The sequence below is a fragment of the Bradyrhizobium sp. SZCCHNRI1009 genome, from assembly GCF_032487575.1.
Lineage (GTDB): Bacteria > Pseudomonadota > Alphaproteobacteria > Rhizobiales > Xanthobacteraceae > Bradyrhizobium.
Window position 1 is genome coordinate 1 of sequence record NZ_JAUEUL010000031.1, and the last position, 18,997, is coordinate 18,997.

Consider the following 18,997-nt stretch of genomic DNA (forward strand, 5'->3'; position numbering starts at 1 on the left):
AAACCCACAACAGTTGAGCCTCGCAATATGCGGAAGCTGAACCGGACAGCCGTGGGTCAAGCCCGGCCATGACGGAGTGGAGGCAGACCCGCACTGTCATTCCGGCGCGCGACGCAGTCGCGAGCCCAGAATCCATAGGCACGATCGCGGCTATGGATTCCGGGCTCGCGCTGCGCGCGCGCCGGAATGACGAGCTCGGTGAGGCTCTACCGCCCAAGCCATTTCGGCGGCCGCTTCTCCGAGAACGCTTTAGGCCCTTCGATGTAGTCCTGCGAATGAATCATCGCCTGCACCGCCGGATAGTCGCGCTGCTCGGTGATCGCCTGCTCCAGCGACACCGCCAGGCCCTTCTCGATCGCCTGCTTGGAGGCGCGGATCGACATCGGCGAGTTCCTGGCAATGGTCTCGGCCCAGCGCACGGCGGCCGCCAGCGCCTCGCCCTGCGGCACCACCTCGTTGACGAAGCCGAGCTCGTGGCCCTCGCGCGCGCCGACATGGCGGCCCGTGAGGATCATGCCCATCGCGCGCTTCATGCCGATCTGACGCGGCAGCCGCTGCAGGCCGCCAGCGAGTGCGGCGAGACCGACGCGCGGCTCGGGCAAGGCGAAGGTGGCATTCTCAGAGGCGATGATCAGGTCGCAAGCCAGCGCGATTTCGAAACCGCCGCCCATGGCGACACCGTTGACGGCGGCGATCAGCGGCTTGTCGCAATCGAAGCGCGACGTCAGTCCGCCGAAGCCGCTTCGGCCCCAGCCGCGCTTGCCGCCGGCCGCCTGCCATTTCAGGTCGTTGCCGGCGCAGAACGCCTTGTCACCCTCGCCGGTGACAATCGCAACCCATTGCTCGGGATCGGCAGCGAACCCGTCGAACACCGCCTCCAGCTCGTAATGTGCGTCGGTATGCAGCGCGTTGTAGACCTCGGGACGGGCAAGGGTGACGATTGTGATCGGCCCCTTGCGCGTGACCTTCGAGAATTTCAGCTGCATCGACCGGTCCTCCTGGTTTCTGATTGGCTGCCGTGCGCGAGCTTAGCGCCTGCGCCGCGTGCGCGGTCATCCAAATACGCAACCGCGCTGCGCGCCACAAGCACGCGGCGGCGGGCTGGCCTGACCAAGATCAAGAACAACAACGACACGCACAGGGAGACGCGCCATGGATTTTTCCTTGCCCAAGGAACTGATCGCCTATCTCGACGAGCTCGACCGCTTCATCGCCGCCGAGATCAAGCCGCTGGAGCAGGCGGACGACAACATCCGCTTCTTCGATCATCGCCGCGAATGGGCGCGCACCGATTTCGAGAATGGCGGCCTGCCGCGGCATGACTGGGAGCAGCTGCTGCGCAAGGCCAAGGACCGCGCCGACGCGGCCGGCCATCTGCGCTTCGCGATCCCGAAACGCTATGGCGGCAAGGACGGCTCGAACCTCTGGATGGCGGTGATCCGCGAGCATTTCGCGTCGAAGGGCCTCGGCCTGCACAACGACCTGCAGAACGAGCACTCGATCGTCGGCAATCTGCCAATCGTGACCATGCTCGACCGCTACGGCCGTGACGATCAGAAGGCGATGATCGACGGCTCGATCACCGGCAAGTACCGCATCACCTTCGGCCTGACCGAGCCGCATCACGGCTCGGACGCGACCCACATGGAGACGAAGGCGGTGCCGGCGACCCGCGACAACGTCAAGGGCTGGCTGATCAACGGCGAGAAGATGTGGACCACGGGCATGCACGTCGCCACGCATTGCGCATTGTTCGCGCGCACCTCGGGCAATGACGGCGATGCCCGCGGCATCACCTGCTTCCTGGTGCCGGCGAAGAGCGAGGGTGTGAAGGTCGAGGAGTATCTGTGGACCTTCAACATGCCGACCGACCATCCGCGCGTCAGCTTCACCGACGTGTTCGTGCCGGAGGACGCGCTGTTCGGCGAGGTCGGGCGCGGGCTGTCGCTGGCCCAATGCTTCGTGCACGAGAACCGCATCCGCCAGGCGGCGAGCTCGCTCGGTGCGGCCGTCTACTGTATCAACGAGAGCGTCAATTACGCGCGTGAGCGCAAGCCGTTCGGCAAGGCGCTGGCGGAGAACCAGGCGATCCAGTGGCCGCTGGTCGAGCTCGCCACGCAGGCGGAGATGCTGCGGCTGCTGATCCGCAAGACCGCTTGGGAGATGGACCTGCTGACCCAGGCGCAGGTGGAGCACACGCTCTCCGACAAGGTGTCGATGTGCAACTACTGGGCTAACCGGCTGTGCTGCGAGGCGGCCGATCGCGCCATCCAGGTGCATGGCGGCATGGGCTATTCGCGCCACAAGCCGTTCGAGCACATCTACCGCCACCACCGCCGCTATCGCATCACCGAGGGCAGTGAGGAGATCCAGATGCGCAAGGTGGCGGGGTTCCTGTTTGGCTATATGGGGGCGAACAAGCGGTGAGCGCGGCCTGATCGCGTGGCGGCATCGCGAGCGTCAGCACGGCAATCCAGACCTGTCACTTGGCCCCTGGATTGCTTCGGCGCAAGGGCGCCTCGCAATGACGGTGTGGAGAGAGTGCGCGCTCTCTCCACGTCATCGCGAGCGCCAGCGACGCGATCCAAGCTGTCGCAACGAGAAGACCGCCGGTTGTCAATTCACCTGCCGGTCCTTGCCCGCCCAATATGGGTCGCGCAGATTCCGCCGCAGGATCTTGCCGGAGGGATTGCGCGGCAGGGCGTCGAGGAAGTCGACGGTCTTCGGCGTCTTGAAGCCGGCGATGCGGGTGCGGGTGAAGTTGATGATGTCGGTCGCGGTCGCCTGCTTGCCCGGCTTCATCACGACGATCGCCTTGACAGCCTCGCCCCATTTCTCGTCGGGAATGCCGATCACGGCGGCTTCGGCGACGTCAGGATGATCGCAGATCGCACTCTCCACCTCGGCCGGATAGATGTTCTCGCCGCCGGAGATGATCATGTCCTTGATGCGGTCGTGGATGTAGACGTAGCCGTCCTCGTCCATGTAGCCGGCATCACCGGTGCGCAGCCAGCCGTCCCTGCCAAGCGTGCGTGCGGTCGCCTCCGGCAGGTTCCAGTAGCCGGTCATGTTGGAGCCGGAGCGGGTGGCGATTTCGCCGACCTGCCGCGGCGGCAGCGGATTGCCCAAGGGATCGATGATCGCGACTTCGACGCCCGGCAGCGGCTTGCCGGCCGAGCGCATCCGCTCCAGCCCTTCAACGTGATCCTCGGGCGGCAGCGCGATGATGGTGCCCGTGGTCTCGGTCATGCCATACATCTGCACGAAGCCGCATTTGAACACCTCGATGCATTCCTTCAGCAGCGCCGCGGGGATCGGCGAGGCGCCGTAGAGCATGTATTTGAGCCGCGAGAAATCGACCTGCCGCGCGCGCGGCTGCCGCACCACGAACTGCATCGCCGCGGGCACCATGAACAGCTTGGTGATGCCGGACTGCTCGAAGAAGTCGAGGATCTTCGTGGGATCGAACTCGCGCGTGATGACGCCACGGGCGCCGTGGTAGAGGCTCATCAGGCCCCAGCCGGAGCCGCCGATGTGGAAGATCGGCATCGCGATCAGCGAGACGTCGTCGGTCGACCATTTGTTCCAGTCCGGTTTCTCCTCGGGATTGCCGGTATTCACCAGGTTGAGGAAGTTCGCGTGCGACAGCATCGCGCCTTTCGGCTTGCCGGTGGTGCCGGACGTGTAGAGCTGCAGCGCGATGTCCCGCGGCGTGATCGCCACGCCAGGATCGTCGGCACTCTGCGCGTCGCGCCAGGCCGTGTAGTCCTGCCATTCCGGCGCGCCGCCTTCGGTCGTGATGATGTGCCGCACGCTCGGAATCTGGCCGCGGATGTTGCGGATCATCGTGATGAACTCGGGACCGACGAACAGGGCAGGCGCCTTGCAGTCCTCGACGATGAAGGCGACCTCGGGACCGGCGAGGCGCCAGTTCACCGGCGCCATCACGACGTTGGCCTTCATGGCGCCGACCAGCAGCTCGAAATAGATGTCGCTGTTCTTGCCGAAATAGGCGATCCGCTCGTGCTGTTTGATGCCGAGCGCCTTCAGCGCGTTGGCGACCTGGTTGGTCTTGCGGTCGAATTCGGCGAAGCTGGTGACGCGGCCTTCGAACTCATATGCGGTGGCGGAGCCCAGCGTTTGCGCTCTGTCGCGCACGACGTCGACGAGCGTCGACGTTACCGTCGAGACGGACATGTTTCCCCTCCGATTACGTCTTTTTCTTTGTTCGATGTCTTGTGGTGGTCCTCGCCCCGGATTGCGCCGGAGCAAGCATCTCTCGATCAGTCTACAGGGAGCACGTCGCCGATCAACCGGGCGATTGGGCCATCAGCTCGTGCGCGTCGCGCGGTCCTTTTCGTTCTGCGCCTTGATCGACTCCTTGGCCTTGGTCCAGTCGTCGTCGCTCCAGTCGCGCAGCTGATAGAAGTTGCCGCCCATCGCCAGCGCCTGGGCGCCGTCCATCGCGATGGTCTCGCCGTTGATCCAGTTGCAGCCGCCGGAGATCAGGAACACCGCGAGGTTCTGCAACTCCTCCATGGTACCGACCCGGCCCATCGGGTTCATCGCCTTGGTCCGCGCGCCGGCCTCGTCGCCGGGCTTGATGCGCTTGCTCATGCCTTCGGTCGGGATCTCGCCGGGTGCGATGGTGTTGAGGCGGATGCCGTAGCGGCCCCATTCGGTGGCGAGCGACATCGTCATCGCGTGGATCGCCGACTTGCTCATTGCCGAGGGCACCACATAGGGCGAGCCGTTGCGCACCCAGGTGACCGTGATCGACACGACGTTGCCCGGCTGCTTCGCTGCGATCCAGCGCTTGCCGACGGCATGCGTCACATAGAACGTGCCGTGCATCACGATGTTGGCAACCGCGTCGAAACCGCGCGGGCTCAATTCCTCGGTGCGGGAAATGAAATTGCCGGCGGCGTTGTTGATGAGATCGGTGAGGCCGCCTTCCTGGAAGATCGCCTCGATCATTTCCTCGACCGCCATCGCATTGCGGATGTCGACGCCGTGGCTGGTGACGCGCCCGCCATAGAGGTCCATCAGTTCGGTCGCGGTCTCGTCGCAGACGATTTTCCGCCGGCCGCAAATATGCACTTCGGCGCCAAGCTGCAGGAAGCGTGCGGCCATCGCTTTGCCAAGGCCGGTGCCGCCGCCGGTCACCAGAATGCGCCGACCTTCGAGGAGATTGTCCTTGAACATGGGAGAGTTTCCGCCTGACATGTTGTGAGTTAATTGGTCGATTGACTAAATCGCTCCGACAGCCTTCTGTAAAGTCACAAAGACATTCGTGAGGAGACCGCTCGATGGACAACCGCATCGCGATCGAGATCAAGGACGGCGTCGCCGACGTTCGCCTGGTCCGTGCCGACAAGATGAATGCGCTGGACATGGAGATGTTCGAGGCGCTGGTGGCGGCCACCGAGCGGCTGGCGAAGGAGAAGGGGCTGCGCGCCGTGGTGCTGTCCGGCGAGGGCCGCGCCTTCTGCGCCGGGCTCGACATGGGCCGCTTCGCGGCGATGAAGGACTCCGGCGGCAACGGCATACCCGGCGGCGAGAAGCGCGACCTCACCGTTCGCACCCACGGCAAGGCGAACTTCGCCCAGCAGGCGGTGTGGGGCTGGCGGCAGTTGCCGGTGCCGGTGATTGCTGCAGTGCATGGCGTGGCCTATGGCGGCGGCTTCCAGCTCGCGCTCGGCGCCGACATGCGCTACGTCGCACCGGACACCAAGATGTCGATCATGGAGATCAAATGGGGTCTGGTGCCGGACATGGCGGGCACGCCGATCCTGGCGACCCTGATGCGCGACGACATCCTGCGCGAGCTGACCTATACCGGCCGCGTGTTTTCGCCGGAAGAGGGGCAGGCTTACGGCCTCGTTACGCGCATCTGCGCCGATCCGCGCGCCGCCGCGCTGGAGACGGCGCGTGAGATCGCCGGCAAGAATCCGGATGCGATCCGCGCCGCCAAGCGCATGCTGAACAACCTCTCGGTCGATCCGGGCCCAGCGCTGCTCGCGGAATCGGTCGAGCAGCAGAAGCTGATCGGCAGCCCGAACCAGCTGGAGTCGGTGCGGGCGAACATCGAAAAGCGTGCGCCCAAGTTTGTAGATTAGCACGGTCATTCCGGGATGCTCCGAAGGAGCAGACCCGGAATCTCGAGATTCCGGGTTCGATGCTCCGCGCAAAGCGGCTTCGCCGTTTTGTCGCGTCGCATCGCCCCGGAATGACGGCGGAAACTCGAACCGACGCCAGATCGGACAAGGCAATAACAATGGAAACGTCCTCCCTGTTTTGCGGCATCATCTCCGGCGAACGCCGGCGCAGCCACGCTGACATCGCCGACCGCGCCGCGCGGATCGCGAGCGGTCTCGCGCAGCTCGGCGTGCGCCAGGGCGACTGCGTCTGCATGCTCATGCGCAACGACATCGCCTTCATCGAGGCCGCCTACGGCGCGATGCGACTGGGCGCCTATGGTGTGCCGGTGAACTGGCACTTCAAGCCGGAGGAGATCGATTACATCCTCAAGGACTCCGCGACGCGGGTGCTGATCGGTCACGCCGATCTGCTGCATCAGCTTCGCGGCATGATTCCCTCCGGCATCACCGTGCTCAGCGTCCCGACGCCGCCGGAGATCCTGTCCAACTACAAGATCGGCGTGGATCTGCTCGCAACACCGGAGTTCGCGACCGACCTGGAAAGCTGGCTCATGCAACAGGGTCGTTACGAAGGACCGCAGGTGCCGCAGCCGCAGAACATGATCTACACCTCCGGCACGACTGGTCATCCCAAGGGCGTCCGGCGCAATGCGCCGACGGTGGAGCAGGCGGCCTCGGCCGAACGGATGCGGGCGCTGATCTATGGACTCAAGCCGGGCTCGCGCGCGCTGCTGCCCGGACCGCTGTATCATTCGGCGCCGAACGCCTTCGGCCTGCGTGCCGGACGGCTCGGTGGCGCGCTGGTGCTGATGCCGCGGTTCGAGCCGGAGGAGTTTCTCCGTATCATCCAGGCGGAGCGGATCGACACCATCTTCATGGTGCCGACCATGTTCATCCGCCTGATGAAGCTGCCCGAGGAGGTGCGCAGCCGCTACGACATGTCGTCGCTGCGTCACATCATCCACGCCGCGGCGCCGTGCCCGGCCGACGTCAAGCGCGCGATGATCGAATGGTGGGGGCCGGTCATCTACGAATTCTACGGCTCGACCGAATCGGGCGCAGTCACCTTCGCGAGCTCCGAGGACGCGCTGAAGAAGCCCGGCACCGTCGGCAAGGTCTCGCCGGGCGCCGAGTTGCGCTTCCTCGGTGAGGACGAGCGCATCCTGCCGCAGGGCGAGATCGGCGAGATCTATTCGCGCATCGCGGGCAATCCGGATTTCACCTATCACAACAAGCCGGAGAAGCGTGCCGAGATCGACCGCGACGGCTTCATCACCTCGGGTGATGTCGGCTACATGGACCTCGATGGCTATGTGTTCCTGTGCGACCGCAAGCGCGACATGGTGATCTCCGGCGGGGTCAACATCTATCCGGCCGAGATCGAGGCGGTGCTGCATGCCGTGCCGGGCGTGCACGATTGCGCTGTGTTCGGCATCCCCGACACGGAGTTCGGCGAGGCGCTGATGGCCGTTGTCGAACCGCAGCCCGGCGTCGTGCTGGATGTCGGCGCTATCAAGGCGCGGCTGAAGGCCTCGCTGGCCGACTATAAGGTGCCCAGGCACATCAAAATCCAGGATAAATTGCCGCGCGAGGATTCCGGCAAGATCTTCAAGCGGCGGCTGCGCGATCCGTATTGGGAGCGAGCCGGAAGGCAAATCTGACCGAGGGGAGGAACGATAGCTTGGAATAGGGCAGGCGACGCCTCTTTCTTGATCTTGCGCTGCAATGCGGATACGGCAGACTGACCCGTAAATGGGCAGCTGCTGGAGAGCGCATCCATGTCGCCGCAAGCCATACCAGAGGAAATCCGTCCCAACCGCGCCGCCGAGGCGCAGGCCATGGAGGAGGATGCGCGGCTTCGGGACGACATCCGGCTGCTCGGCCGCATCCTCGGCGACACCGTTCGCGACCAGGAGGGCGCCGACGTCTTCGACCTCGTCGAGCTGATACGCCAGACCTCGGTGCGCTTCCATCGCGACGAGGACCGCCAGGCGCGGCGCGAGCTGGAGCAGATCCTCGACGGCATGTCGACCGCGGAGACCGTCCGCATCGTCCGCGCCTTCAGCTATTTCTCCCATCTCGCCAACATCGCCGAGGACCAGAACAACATCCGCCGCATGCGCGCCAAGAGCGACGCCAACGGCGGCAATGGCATGCTGGCGGCGACGCTCGCCCACGCCAAGTCGGCCGGCTTCGAGGCGGCGGAGCTGCGCAAGTTCTTCTCCACCGCGTTGGTCAGCCCGGTCCTGACCGCGCACCCCACCGAGGTGCGGCGCAAGAGCACGATGGATCGCGAGATGGAGATCGCGATGCTGCTCGACCGCCGCGAGCGGATGCAATTGACGCCGGATGAGCGCGCGGCCAATGACGAGGCGCTGCGCCGCGCCGTGCTGACCTTGTGGCAGACCAACCTGCTGCGCCGGACCAAGCTGACGGTGCTCGACGAGGTCACCAACGGTCTGTCGTTCTACGACTACACCTTCCTGCGCGAGGTGCCGCGGCTGCTGTGCACGCTGGAAGATCGGCTCAACGACGGCGCGGAGGTGGCGGGCGATCTCGCCTCGTTCCTGCGGATGGGGAGCTGGATCGGCGGCGACCGCGACGGCAATCCGTTCGTGACCGCCGAGGTCATGCGTGGAACGCTCAAGCTGCAATCCAGCCTGGCGCTGCATTACTATCTGGAGGAGCTGCATCTGCTCGGCAGCGAGCTGTCCATTGCGGCGCATCTCGCCGATGTCTCCGAGGAGCTGCGCGCGCTGGCCGAGCGCTCGCCGGACACGTCGCCGCATCGTCGTGGCGAGCCGTATCGTCTCGCGGTGTCCGGCATCTATGCGCGGCTGGCGGCCACCGCGAAGAAGCTCGGCATCCAGATCAGCCGCCTGCCGGTGGCGGCGGTCGCGCCTTACGACAGCGTCAAGGAGCTGCAGGACGATCTCGACGTGCTGCATCGCTCGCTGATCGCCAACAATGCCGAGGTCATTGCGCGCGGCCGGCTGCGGATGCTCCGGCGCGCGGTCGACTGTTTCGGCTTCCATCTGGCCCGGCTCGACATCCGCCAGAATTCGGCGGTGCACGAGCGCACCGTCGCCGAGCTGATCGACACCGCGATGCCCGGCATGTCCTACATGGCGCTCAGCGAGGATGCCCGCGTCGGCCTGCTGGTCAGCGAGCTGCGCAATGCCAGGCCACTGGTCTCGCAGTTCGTGAAGTACAGCGACGAGACCGTCGGCGAGCTCGATCTGTTCCGCGCCGCCGCCGAGGCGCATGCGACGTTCGGCGCCGACGTGATCTCCCAGTGCATCATCTCGATGTGCAAGGGCATGTCGGACATGCTCGAGGTGGCGTTGCTGCTCAAGGAGGTCGGCCTGATCGATCCATCGGGCCGCTGCGCCGTCAATATCGTGCCGCTGTTCGAGACCATCGAGGACCTGCAGGCGTCCAGCGGCATCATGGACCGCATGCTGGCGCTGCACGATTACCGCCGCCTGGTCGACAGCCGCGGAGCCGTGCAGGAGGTGATGCTCGGCTATTCCGACAGCAACAAGGATGGCGGCTTCGTCACCTCGGGCTGGGAGCTCTACAAGGCCGAGATCGGCCTGGTCGATATCTTCGAACGCCATGGCATCCGGCTCAGGCTGTTCCACGGCCGCGGCGGCTCGGTCGGCCGCGGCGGCGGCCCGAGCTACGATGCCATCATCGCGCAGCCCGGCGGCGCCGTGAACGGCCAGATCCGGATCACCGAGCAGGGCGAGATCATCTCCAGCAAATATTCCAATGCCGAGGTCGGTCGCAACAATCTGGAGATCCTCGCCGCGGCGACGCTCGAGGCCAGCCTGCTGCATCCGCGCCAGCCGGCGCCAAAGCGCGAATATCTCACCGCGATGGACCGGCTCTCGGAGCTCGCGTTCAAGGCCTATCGCAGCTTGGTCTACGAGACCGACGGCTTCGTCGACTATTTCTGGGCCTCGACCGTCATCAACGAGATCGCGACCTTGAACATCGGCAGCCGCCCAGCCTCGCGCAAGAAGACCCGCGCGATCGAGGATCTGCGCGCCATCCCCTGGGTGTTCTCCTGGGCGCAGTGCCGGTTGATGCTGCCGGGTTGGTACGGCTTCGGCAGCGCGGTCGAGACCTGGATCGCGGAGAATCCGGAGCAGGGCATGCCGTTCCTGCGCGAGCTCTACCGGGAATGGCCGTTCTTCCGCATGCTGTTGTCGAACATGGACATGGTGCTCGCCAAGAGCTCGATCGCGATCGCCTCGCGCTATGCGGAGCTGGTCCCCGACGAGGCCCTGCGGGAAAAGATCTTCGGCCGCATCCGCCGTGAATGGAATCTGGTGATCGAGACCTTGCTCGACATCACCGGGCAGGAGCGTCTGTTGCAGGGCAACCCGCTGCTCGAGCGCTCGGTGCGCAACCGCTTTCCCTATCTCGATCCGCTCAACCACGTGCAGGTCGAGCTCTTGAAGGCGCACCGCGCCCAGAACCCGGACGAGCAGGTGCTGCGCGGGATTCAGCTGACTATCAACGGCATCTCGGCGGGGCTGAGGAATACGGGCTGACGCGACGAACGCGGACTGGCGAGGACAATGAGCTCCTCGCCAGCCCGACACATCAGCTGTCTGCGGATCAGGGCTTCAGAGCGCCTTGTGCACTCGTATACACCGCATAGAGCGATGTTGAGCCGCAGATGTAGAGTCGATTGCGCTGCTGGCCGCCGAAGCAAAGGTTGGCGACCGTTTCAGGTATATGAATCTTGCCCAGCAACGTTCCGTCCGGGGCATAGCAGCGCACGCCGTCCTCGTTCGGATCACCCCAACCCACGGAGCACCAGACCCGTCCGTCGCGGTCGCATCGGACACCGTCGGAGATGCTTGGCTTCGGCATTTCGGCGAACACCTTGCTGTTGGCCAGCTTGCCGGCCGCGTGATCGACGTCGAATACGCGGATGTGTGCGGGATTGTCCGGCCCGTCGGTGAAGCCGGTGTCGATGATGTAGAGTTTCTTCTCGTCGGGGGAGAAGGCCAGCCCGTTGGGTTCGACGAAGTCGTCGACCACAACCTTCACCTCTCCCGATTTCGGATCGACCCGATAGACATTGTGCTTGTCCTGCTCGGGCTGCGCCTTGAGGCCCTCATAGAAACCACCGATGCCGTAGACCGGATCGGTGAACCATATTGCGCCGTCGGCCGCGACCACCGCATCGTTGGGCGAGTTCAAGCGCTTGCCATTGTAGCTGTCGGCGATGATCGTGATCGAGCCGTCAAGCTCGGTGCGGGTGACCCGTCGGCCGCTGTGCTCGCAGGTGATCAGCCGTCCTTCCCGATCGATGGTGTTGCCGTTCGAATTCATCGACGGTTGTCGATAGACGCTGAGATGACCATCGTCCTCGGAGAAGCGCATGATGCGATTGTTCGGGATGTCGCTGAACAGCACATAGCGGCCAGCAGCAAAATAGACCGGGCCTTCGGCCCAGCGCATTCCGGTGGCGACGCGCTCGACGGCCATAGTGCCTGCGAAGGCCGGAAATTCCGCCGGCCCGAATGACAGCTTGGGCTTCTTCGCCGACTCCAGATGAGAGTCCGGATAGCGGCTGCCCGGCAAGGGACCGAGCGGCAGCGGGTCCGTCGAGATTGTCGGCGCCCCCGTCTGGCCCGGCGGCGTGACGGTTGCGGCCGACGCAGTCGTGACTGCTGAAGCAGCGGCGAAAGCCGCGGCTCCTTTCAGCAGTCTGCGCCGGTTGAAGCCGTGAGCTGCGACCGACAAGTCCGGTGCGCCGTCGTGTCGTGAATTCGTCATCTGTGTCCTCCCGACTTTTTGTTGGGAGGCGACCATACGACGAAATCATGGCGGCGCGCGGGTCGTTTGGATAAAAAACAACTTGAGATGGTGTGCGCCGCAAGCGGAATTTCGGCGCTGCAATCTCAGATCGGGTCCCAGCCGAACACGTCGGCGGAACGATCGAGCTTGTAGAACGACGGCTTCAGCGCCGGCATGCCATGCTCCGCAATGGTCTGCGGCGTCCAGCCCTCGCCGCGGTGCACCGAGCGCAGCGGGCGCGACTGGCCCATCAGGAAGATCTCGTTCATGCGGACGGCAAAGATCTGGCCGGTGACGTCCTTCGAGGCATCGCCTAGCAGATAGGCGACGACGGGCGCGATCTTCTCGGGCCCCATCCGCTTCATGCGCTCGACGCGCTCCTTCTCGGCCTCGGTCTCCGCCGGGATGGTGCCGATCATGCGGCTCCAGGCGAACGGCGAGACGCAATTGGAGCGCACGTTGAAGCGGCCCATGTCGAGCGCGATCGACTTCGACAGGCCGACGATGCCGAGCTTCGCCGCGGCGTAGTTGGCCTGGCCATAATTGCCGATCAGCCCCGAGGTCGAGGTGAAGTGGACGAAGGAGCCGCTCTCCTGCTCGCGGAACAGCCGCGCGGCGGAGTGCGCGACGTAGAACGAGCCCATCAGGTGGACCTTGATGACGGCTTCGAACGCCTCGATGCTCATCTTGTGGAAGATCATGTCGCGCAGGATGCCGGCATTGTTGACCACGCCGTCGAGCTTGCCGAAGTGGTCGGTCGCGGCCTTCACGATCTTGCTGGCCGGGATCGCTTCGGACACGCTCTCGAAATTCGCCACCGCCGTGCCGCCGCGCTTCCTGATCTCCTCGACCACTTCCTCCGCCGGCGCGGCGCTGGTGCCCGAGCCGTCGGAGGCGACGCCGGGATCGTTGACGACGACCTTGGCGCCTTCGGCGGCGCACAGCAGCGCGATCTCGCGGCCGATGCCGCGGCCGGCGCCGGTGACGATGACGACTTTGTCCTGGAGCGATTTGGTCATGAGTCTTCTCCTGTTTTGCTCCGTCATTCCGGGATGGTGCGAAGCACCAGACCCGGAATCTCGAGATTCCGGGTTCGCACGTGCCGCGCGCCCCGGAATGACGGAGGCTGCTATCTCTCGTTCGTGAAGATGATCGTGCCCGATGCGGCGAACATGCCGCCGACGCCGTGACACACCGAGATCTTGGCTCCCGGCACCTGCGCCGGCGCGATGCCCCGCATCTGGCGCACGCTCTCCTGCAGCGCATACATGCCGTACATGCCCGAATGCATGTAGGACAGGCCGCCGCCATTGGTGTTGAGCGGCAGCTTGCCGCCCGGCCGCGTGTGTCCGGCGGCGATGAACGGCCCGGTCTCCTCATGCGGCATGAAGCCGAGATCGCCGAGACCGAACAGCGGCAGATGCGCGAACGCGTCGTAGATCATCAGATGATCGACGTCGGCATGGCCGATGCCGGCTTCCTTGAAGGCGAGGGGGCCCGCGACCTTGAAGGCACGCGACGAATTGAACGTCTCCATCTGGCTGACCATCGGCGTCTCCACGCTTTCGCCTGTGCCGAGAATGTACACCGGCTTGCGCGGAAAATCCTTGGCGCGATCGGCCGAGGTCAGGATCAGCGCGCCGCCGCCATCGGTGACGAGGCAGCACTGCAGCAGGCGGAACGGGTAGGCGATCATGCGCGAGTTCAGGACGTCGTCGACGGTGATCGGGTCCTTCATCATCGCGCGCGGATTCTTTGCCGCCCATTCGCGCTGTACGACCGCAACCATCGCCAACTGCTCATGGGTGATGCCGTAGGTCTTCATGTAGCGCAGCACGGGGATCGGGAACATGCTGGGCGGCCCGTAGACGCCGAACGGCGCCTCGAACTGGCCCTGCAGGCTGTCCGGCGGGATCGAGCGCGGCAGCTTGCCGATCATCGATTTGCCGCTCTCGGCATGGGTGATCAGCACGGTCTTGCACAGGCCGGCTTCGATCGCAGCCGCGGCGTGGCGGACATGCAGCATGAAGGAGCAGCCGCCGACCGAGGTGCCATCGACCCAGGTCGGTGTGATGCCGAGGTAATGGCAGATCTGCTGCGGCGTCTCGACGGCGGTGGCGAAGCCGTCGATGTCCGACAGCTTCAGCCCGGCATCGGCGATCGCATTCAGTGCCGCGTCCGCATGCAGCTGGATCTGCGACATCGTCGGGATGACACCGAGCTCGGTGGTCTCGGCCGCGCCGACCACGGCAACCTGGTTTCGACGCATGGCGTTATCCTTTCGCCGGCCGGAACAGGGGCAGGGTGATCTGCTCGTCCAACGTCTCGAATGTGACTTCGAGGGCCATGTCGAGCTCCAACGCCTCCGGCGTCTGCGGGCAGCCCGTGATGTTGCTCATCATGCGCGGGCCCTCTTCGAGCGCCACGACGGCAATGGCGTAAGGCGGCGTGAAGCCGGGCGCAGGGGGACGATGGTTGATGACGTAGCTGTAGAGCGTGCCTTTGCCCGTGGCCTTGAAGACGCTGACCTTGCGGCTGGCGCAGGCCGGACAGAACGGGCGCGGCGGGAAGTAGACGTGGGCGCAGGCGTCGCAGCGCTGCAGCCGCAACTCACCGGCCCGGGTGCCGTCCCAGAAATGCTGCGTCTCCGGCGTCGGTTTGGGACGTGCGCGCATCGGCTCGGCCATCCGGGTTGATCCTCCCTGCGGCGGGCTCCGTCGCCCGCTCCTTTGCATCCGTGATGCGCCATTTGACGCAGACGCGTCAACGGTCCATCACGCCGCGCATGCGGCCCTCCGGGGGGCGCAGAGGTGTTTGGACGGCAATTGCCGCCTGATGAAAATTGGTCTTTGATGCGGAGAGTAGGATCGGAGCCGAGATGAAGCTGCGTGACATCGCCCATTCCAGGACCGGCGACAAGGGTGACACCTCGAACATCTCGGTCATCGCCTACGACCCCAAGGATTACCCGCTGCTGCTCGCACAAGTCACGGCGGAGCGGGTGAAGGCGCACTTCGCCGGCATTGTCCAGGGCGAGGTGGTCCGCTATGAGCTGCCCAACATTGCGGCGCTGAACTTCGTGATGAGCCGGGCGCTCGGCGGCGGGGTCACCCGTTCGCTCGCGCTGGATGCGCACGGCAAGTCGCTGAGTTCCGCGCTGCTCGATCTGGACATCGCGGCCGATGCCGCAGACATGCGATAGGATGCCATGACCGTTTCAATTCCGACCCTGGCCGCGCTGGCCGACGATCTCGCCGCCGGCCGCACCACCGCGCGCAAGCTGGTGGAGGGGTGCCTCGCCCGCATTGCCGATCCTGCGGGTGAGGGGGAGCGCGCCTTCATCCATGTCGACAAGGAGGCGGCGCTCGCTGCCGCTGATGGCATGGACGCGCTGCGCAAGGCCAATGCCGCGCCGTCGCCCTTCGCCGGCATTCCGGTGTCGATCAAGGATCTGTTCGACATCAAGGGCCAGGTCACCCGCGCCGGCTCGCGGGCGCTGGAGGATTCCGCGCCGGCCGAGGCCGATGCGCCGGCGGTGGCGCGGCTGCGCCGGGCCGGCTTCGTCGTGATCGGCCGCACCAACATGACCGAGTTCGCCTATTCCGGCATCGGCATCAACCCGCATTACGGCACGCCGAAGAGCGCCTGGAAGCGCGACGTTGGCTACGTGCCCGGCGGCTCGTCGTCGGGCGCCGCGGTCTCCATCGTCGATCGCATGGCCTATGGTGCGCTCGGCACCGACACCGGCGGCTCCTGCCGCATCCCGGCGGCGTTCAACGGCATCGTCGGCTACAAGCCGACGCAGGCCCGCGTGCCACTCGACGGCGGCGTGCCGCTGTCGACCACGCTCGACAGCTTCGGCCCGCTCGCCAACACCGTGGCGTGCTGCGCCGTGCTCGATTCCGTGCTGGCCGACGAGCCGATCCGGCCGCTGGCATCACGCCCGGTGAAGGGCCTGCGGCTCGCCGTGCCCACCACCATCGTGCTGGACGAGCTCGATGCCGAGGTGGCCGCTACGTTCGAACGCGCGCTGGAGAGCCTGGCGAAGCAGGGCGCGCTGATCGCGCGCATCGAATTCCCGGAGTTCCTCGACGTCGGCATCATCGGCGCAAAGGGCGGCTTCGCCGCCGCCGAGAGCTATGCCTGGCACCGCTTCCTGCTGGCGGCCAAGGGCGACGTCTACGATCCGCGCGTCTCGGTGCGCATCATGCGCGGCGAGGCGATCACCGTGCCCGACTACATCGAGATGCTCAACGCCCGCCGCTCGCTGGTGACGCGCGCCGCCGCGCGGATCGCGCCCTACGACGCGCTGGTGATGCCGACCACCGCCAACGCGCCGCCGAAAATCGCCGATCTCGCCGACGACCAGGCCTTCGCCCGCGAGAACGTCCGTGCGCTGCGCAACTGCACCTTCATCAACATGATCGACGGCTGCGCCATCTCGCTCCCGGCGCATCGGCATGGCGAGGTCCCCGTCGGCCTGATGCTGGCGCAGTCGGGCGGCCAGGACCGCAAGCTGCTGGAGATCGCGGCGGGCATCGAGGGCGTGGTGCGGGGCTGAGGCGGACGCGAGCGGTCAGGGACTGCGCGGCGTTGTGTCGACGGCGGGGAGTGGGGCGGCCCTGGCGGCGGTCGCCTGGGCCTCGTCGATGAGGCCGGCTGACAGCATTTTGTCGAGCATGTAGTTGCGCCGCTCGCCGTCGCGCTCAGAGGGCCTCGGCATCTGGAAACGCGCGAGGAGCAGGGCGATCTCGTCGATGTTGAGGTCTGCCAGGGGCTTGCCGAAATGCGCGGTCGCCGCCGCTGCGACACCATAGGCGTTGCGGCCGAGATAGCTGTCGTTCAGGTAGGAATCGAGAATTCGCTCGCGCGACAGGGTTCGTTCCAGACGGCCCATGAAGACCGTGTTTCCGACGTGCCAATCCAGGCCGCGACAACAGTCTGGAGCCAAAGCTTGCAGGCAATGGCGGGTGACCGTAAACGTGATCCTCGTATCGGGCCGTCGGCCGTCGATGATGGCCGCCATTGTCGCCGGCAGAACGAGATTGGGCCGTGTCTGAAAGTCGGCGCCAGCCGACGCGATGACGGCCTGCCGCAGCAGCAGGGGCATGTCTGCCAGCGCGACGTACGGCGATCCCGCTTCGAGCGGACAAAGATGGCCGGCGGCAGGAAGCGCTGCGATCTCGGCTTCAGTAGGGACGCCAAGATGATATTCGGCGTACCATATCGCGTAGGCTTCGGCGTAGAGCAGCAGGACGACGGCAAGCGAGAGAACGGCCAGGATCGACTTGCCGAGCAGGATGATGAAGACGCGTTGGGTGCCGAGACGTTGCATCGTCAGATCATTAGTTCCACCCGAAGCATTTCGGTTCATCAGGGCGTTCCAGCACGATCACAGCAGAGCGCCAGGAAACGGGTGGCCGTCGCTCATCATTCTGTCGCATCCTCGTCATTCCGGGATGCGCGCCCTTGCGCGCAGGCGCGGAATCCATAACCACGATCGTGAGTATGGATTCCGGGCTCGTCGCTTCGCGCCGCCCCGGAATGACAGCTGGGATGAATTGCATGGCCAGACTTGAGCACGCAGTGCCCGACCTCAATTCCATCGCCGCGACTGGCGTCGATGCGATCGATTGGGCGATGGTTGACCGCGACCTCGACGTCAGCGGCTCCGCGGTGTTAAAGCAACTCGTGTCGCCCGACACCTGCCGCATGCTGGCCTCTCTCTATCCGGACGACCGGCATTTCCGCAGCCGCGTGGTGATGGCGCGGCATGGGTTCGGGCGCGGCGAGTACAAATATTTCAGCTATCCGCTGCCGGATCCGATCGCGGAGTTGCGGCCGCGGATCTATTCCCATCTCGTCGCGATCGCCAACCGGTGGAATGCGACCATGGGGATCGACGTCCGCTATCCCGCCGAGCACGACGACTTCCTGGCGCGCTGTCATCAGGCCGGCCAGGTCAGGCCGACGCCGCTCTTGCTGCAATATGTCGACGGCGACTACAACTGCCTGCACCAGGATCTCTATGGCGAGCATGTGTTTCCGCTGCAGGTTGCGATTCTCCTATCCGAGCCGGGGCGTGATTTCGACGGCGGCGAGTTCGTGCTGACCGAACAGCGGCCGCGCATGCAGTCGCGCGCCGAGGTGGTGCCGCTCCGGCAGGGCGACGCCGTGGTGTTCGCGGTCCGCAATCGCCCGGTCCAGGGCACCCGCGGCAGCTACCGCGTCAACATGCGCCATGGCGTGAGCCGGCTGCGTTCCGGTCGGCGGCATACGCTCGGGGTGATCTTTCACGATGCGAAGTAGCAAATGACGGATCTGTTCGATGGATTTGAGATCGCCGGACCGGCGCGCGAGCCGCTCGCGCCCGGCGCGGTGCTGCTGCGTGGTTTTGCGCAGCCGCATGAGACGGAACTTCTGGCCGCGATCGAGGCGATCACCGCGCAGGCGCCGTTCCGCCGGATGATCACGCCCGGCGGCCACCAGATGTCGGTGGCGATGACGAATTGCGGGTCGGTCGGCTGGGTGACGGACCGCAGCGGCTATCGCTATGATGCATGTGATCCGGACACCGGTCGGCCATGGCCGGCGATGCCGCCGCTGTTGCGACAACTCGCCGAGCAGGCGGCGAATGAGGCAGGCTTTGCCGCCTTCGCGCCCGATGCCTGCCTGATCAATTGCTACGAGCCCGGCGCCAAGATGTCGCTGCATCAGGACCGCGACGAGCGCGACATCGGCGCGCCGATCGTCTCGGTGTCGCTGGGGCTGCCGGCGACGTTCCTGTTCGGCGGCCTCAAGCGCTCCGACAAGACGCAACGCTATCGGCTGGCCCATGGCGACGTCGTCGTCTGGGGCGGCCCGGCGCGCCTCGCCTTTCACGGCGTCGGGCCGCTCGCCGGCGGCGAGCATGCTCGGCTCGGGCGCCGGCGCATCAACCTGACGTTCCGCCGCGCGCAGTAGTCCAGCCGCTGTGTGCTCTTCGTCATTTTGCATCGGCCGCCACCCGCTCTATG

16 protein-coding genes are annotated in these 18,997 nt (G+C 65.5%); 8 read left to right on the plus strand and 8 right to left on the minus strand.

Going from position 1 to position 18,997, the window contains the following annotated elements; all coding sequences use genetic code 11:
* Positions 1-206: 206 nt before the first annotated feature.
* The gene (locus tag QX010_RS30430; RefSeq protein ID WP_316183335.1) at positions 207-986 is read right to left on the minus strand and encodes an enoyl-CoA hydratase-related protein; all 780 of its coding nucleotides are present in this window, start codon (positions 984-986) and stop codon (positions 207-209) included.
* A 166-nt stretch (positions 987-1,152) separates the two neighbouring features.
* On the opposite strand from QX010_RS30430, the gene QX010_RS30435 reads away from it, so the two are divergent.
* Positions 1,153-2,427 (plus strand): acyl-CoA dehydrogenase family protein, encoded by a 1,275-nt coding sequence (locus QX010_RS30435; protein ID WP_316183336.1) that lies wholly within the window; start codon positions 1,153-1,155, stop codon positions 2,425-2,427.
* Positions 2,428-2,616: 189 nt separating this feature from the next.
* On the opposite strand, the gene QX010_RS30440 is transcribed toward QX010_RS30435, so the two are convergent.
* Together QX010_RS30440 and QX010_RS30445 are read right to left on the minus strand one after the other, a co-directional pair.
* Complete coding sequence (locus tag QX010_RS30440; protein WP_316183337.1) at positions 2,617-4,197, minus strand: fatty acid--CoA ligase; 1,581 nt, start codon at positions 4,195-4,197, stop codon at positions 2,617-2,619.
* Positions 4,198-4,329: 132 nt separating this feature from the next.
* Positions 4,330-5,205: an SDR family oxidoreductase gene (locus tag QX010_RS30445; protein ID WP_006613814.1), complete on the minus strand. Its 876-nt coding sequence runs from the start codon at positions 5,203-5,205 to the stop codon at positions 4,330-4,332.
* A 104-nt stretch (positions 5,206-5,309) separates the two neighbouring features.
* On the opposite strand from QX010_RS30445, the gene QX010_RS30450 reads away from it, so the two are divergent.
* The 3 genes from QX010_RS30450 (at position 5,310) to ppc (ending at position 10,723) form a co-directional block, all read left to right on the plus strand.
* Entirely contained in the window at positions 5,310-6,119 is an 810-nt protein-coding gene (locus QX010_RS30450) for a crotonase/enoyl-CoA hydratase family protein (protein ID WP_316183338.1), read from the plus strand.
* Positions 6,120-6,277: 158 nt separating this feature from the next.
* Entirely contained in the window at positions 6,278-7,822 is a 1,545-nt protein-coding gene (locus QX010_RS30455) for an acyl-CoA synthetase (protein ID WP_316183339.1), read from the plus strand.
* Positions 7,823-7,939: 117 nt separating this feature from the next.
* The gene (gene ppc, locus QX010_RS30460; RefSeq protein WP_316183340.1) at positions 7,940-10,723 is read left to right on the plus strand and encodes a phosphoenolpyruvate carboxylase; all 2,784 of its coding nucleotides are present in this window, start codon (positions 7,940-7,942) and stop codon (positions 10,721-10,723) included.
* 67 nt (positions 10,724-10,790) lie between these two features.
* Here ppc and QX010_RS30465 read toward each other — a convergent pair whose 3' ends face one another.
* From QX010_RS30465 to QX010_RS30480, 4 genes are all read right to left on the minus strand, one after another.
* Positions 10,791-11,669, minus strand: coding sequence for an SMP-30/gluconolactonase/LRE family protein (locus QX010_RS30465; protein ID WP_315801386.1), 879 nt, complete (start codon positions 11,667-11,669; stop codon positions 10,791-10,793).
* 416 nt (positions 11,670-12,085) lie between these two features.
* Positions 12,086-13,000 (minus strand): SDR family oxidoreductase, encoded by a 915-nt coding sequence (locus QX010_RS30470; protein ID WP_316183341.1) that lies wholly within the window; start codon positions 12,998-13,000, stop codon positions 12,086-12,088.
* Between the two features lie 110 nt (positions 13,001-13,110).
* Positions 13,111-14,250 (minus strand): thiolase C-terminal domain-containing protein, encoded by a 1,140-nt coding sequence (locus tag QX010_RS30475; protein WP_316183342.1) that lies wholly within the window; start codon positions 14,248-14,250, stop codon positions 13,111-13,113.
* A 4-nt stretch (positions 14,251-14,254) separates the two neighbouring features.
* Positions 14,255-14,668, minus strand: a complete 414-nt coding sequence (locus tag QX010_RS30480) for a Zn-ribbon domain-containing OB-fold protein (RefSeq protein WP_315801294.1) — start codon at positions 14,666-14,668, stop codon at positions 14,255-14,257.
* A 191-nt stretch (positions 14,669-14,859) separates the two neighbouring features.
* On the opposite strand from QX010_RS30480, the gene QX010_RS30485 reads away from it, so the two are divergent.
* Positions 14,860-15,183, plus strand: coding sequence for a hypothetical protein (locus tag QX010_RS30485; protein WP_316183343.1), 324 nt, complete (start codon positions 14,860-14,862; stop codon positions 15,181-15,183).
* A 6-nt stretch (positions 15,184-15,189) separates the two neighbouring features.
* A complete protein-coding gene (locus tag QX010_RS30490; RefSeq protein ID WP_316183344.1) occupies positions 15,190-16,542 on the plus strand; it encodes an amidase in 1,353 nt (450 codons plus the stop codon).
* Between the two features lie 15 nt (positions 16,543-16,557).
* Here the strand turns inward: QX010_RS30490 and QX010_RS30495 are convergent, their stop codons facing one another.
* Positions 16,558-17,316, minus strand: coding sequence for a transglycosylase domain-containing protein (locus tag QX010_RS30495; protein WP_316183345.1), 759 nt, complete (start codon positions 17,314-17,316; stop codon positions 16,558-16,560).
* A 230-nt stretch (positions 17,317-17,546) separates the two neighbouring features.
* On the opposite strand from QX010_RS30495, the gene QX010_RS30500 reads away from it, so the two are divergent.
* Together QX010_RS30500 and alkB are read left to right on the plus strand one after the other, a co-directional pair.
* Complete coding sequence (locus QX010_RS30500; protein ID WP_316183346.1) at positions 17,547-18,290, plus strand: 2OG-Fe(II) oxygenase; 744 nt, start codon at positions 17,547-17,549, stop codon at positions 18,288-18,290.
* Between the two features lie 3 nt (positions 18,291-18,293).
* Positions 18,294-18,944: a DNA oxidative demethylase AlkB gene (alkB, locus tag QX010_RS30505; protein ID WP_316183347.1), complete on the plus strand. Its 651-nt coding sequence runs from the start codon at positions 18,294-18,296 to the stop codon at positions 18,942-18,944.
* The last annotated feature ends 53 nt before the right edge of the window (positions 18,945-18,997 follow it).